This window comes from Roseovarius halophilus (ex Wu et al. 2025) (assembly GCF_047086965.1).
The window spans coordinates 1-1659 of record NZ_JBKOTX010000444.1; the positions used below are offsets into that span (position 1 = coordinate 1).

At 65.1% G+C, this 1659-nt stretch carries 2 protein-coding genes; both read left to right on the forward strand.

The window, feature by feature from the left end; all coding sequences use genetic code 11:
- Positions 1–643 precede the first annotated feature (643 nt).
- On the forward strand, positions 644–1123 hold the full coding sequence (locus ACH107_RS32660) for a plastocyanin/azurin family copper-binding protein (protein ID WP_412509753.1): 480 nt from the start codon (positions 644–646) through the stop codon (positions 1121–1123).
- A 56-nt stretch (positions 1124–1179) separates the two neighbouring features.
- Complete coding sequence (locus tag ACH107_RS32665; protein ID WP_412509754.1) at positions 1180–1659, forward strand: DUF411 domain-containing protein; 480 nt, start codon at positions 1180–1182, stop codon at positions 1657–1659.

A 1659-nucleotide genomic window follows, 5' to 3' on the forward strand; every position in this document is an offset into this window, starting at 1 on the left:
AGCGGCCTTTCGTGAAGCGTGCGGCGCAAGCCGTGGACTGCACCCGCTGAGAGGCAGCGATGGACCACACCTCGTGCTCATGTCCCATGTGTCTCAAAGCGGAAGCGCGGACATAATTCGGGGCGGGTTGCTACCGTGGCATCTGCGCGGGTATATTAACCCCTATGAGATTTCTGGTCCAGCTCCTGCGGGTGCTTTGCGTTGCGCTCCTGCTGCCCGCTACGGTGATGGCCGCGGCTCAGACGGACCACGTCCCCACCCGGCATGACTATTGCGAGGGCGCTGCGCCGGCCTCTCATCATGCGGATGCTACCCCGGAGACTGCCGAGCCGGCACGGGGTGACCATGGCGACCGGGCCCACGAGCCACTTCACGTCTCATGCGGCATCCACGCCTGCAACTGGATCGAGGGGGCCGAGCTGATCGCGGGACGCCCCAACGGGCTCACTTGGGCGCTTTATGCGCCCTCGGCTGGAAGGAGTGGCCCCGCCGCACCTCGGGAAAGCCTCTACCGGCCCCCGGCCGCTCTCCTCTGAACCTTCAATACTTACCGGAAACCAAGGTCCCTGCGCAGCGGCGCCGGGCGCCTTTTGGCAATCGTAGTTCCTCGCCCTGCCGGGGCGCATCTCTTCAGGAGACCAAAATGAAGAATTTCACACTCGCATCCGCCTTGATCCTTTCCGCCGGTGCGGCGTTCGCCGCCGGGTCGGGAGATCATTCCCATGATGACAGCCTTCCGGTGGGCAAGCCTGGCGCAGCCGCCGAGGTCGACCGCACCGTCGAGATCCGGATGCTGGAGACCGACACGGGTATGGGGTTCGATCCTGCCGCGCTCTCGGTCGAGGAAGGCGAGACCATTCGCTTCGCGGTGACCAACATTGGCGACCTCGCGCACGAGATCGTGCTTGGCACGGAGGAGAGCAACCTCGCCCATATGGAGGAGATGGTTGAGATGGCCGAGATGGGGCAGATGGATCACGACGATCCTAACGCCCTGCGCCTTGGCCCCGGCGAGCGCGGCGAGCTCATCTGGACATTCTCCAATGCCGGCACTTTCCAGTTCGCCTGTCTGATCCCGGGGCACATGCAGGCCGGCATGCACGGCCCGATCACCGTCAAGTGAAACCATTCAAGGGCCGGGCGGTTGGACCGCTCGTGCCCGACACGAGGAAACACGCCATGACAAAGACACTTGCTACCCGCCGTGCCGTTCTCTTCGGGGGCGCCACTCTCGGAGCCACGGCGCTCCTGCCGCGACGGGGAAGTGCCACCGGCCCGACGATGCATGTCCTGAAGGACCCCAACTGCGGCTGCTGCTCTGCCTGGATCGAGATTCTAGAAGCCGAAGGCTTCGCGGTGACCGTGGAGGCCGCGCGCGGCACGGCGCTGACCCGTTACAAGATCGGCAAGGGCATTCCGATCAGGATGATGTCCTGCCACACCGGCACGATAGAGGGCTACATGATCGAGGGCCATGTTCCTGTCGCCGACATCCGGCGGCTACTTGATGATCGGCCAAGGGCCGTCGGCCTCGCCGTCCCCGGCATGCCCTATGGGTCCCCCGGCATGGGCCCCGAAAACCGGCGCGACGCCTACGACGTCCATCTCCTCCTGCCGGACGGCTCGACAGAGGTCTTCACGCGCTACGACGCTGCGTGA

Bases quoted from the DNA above. Each gene is read 5' to 3' on its own strand.
- ACH107_RS32665 (WP_412509754.1), top strand. From the start codon at position 1,180: ATGACAAAGACACTTGCTACCCGCCGTGCCGTTCTCTTCGGGGGCGCC.
- ACH107_RS32660 (WP_412509753.1), top strand. From the start codon at position 644: ATGAAGAATTTCACACTCGCATCCGCCTTGATCCTTTCCGCCGGTGCG.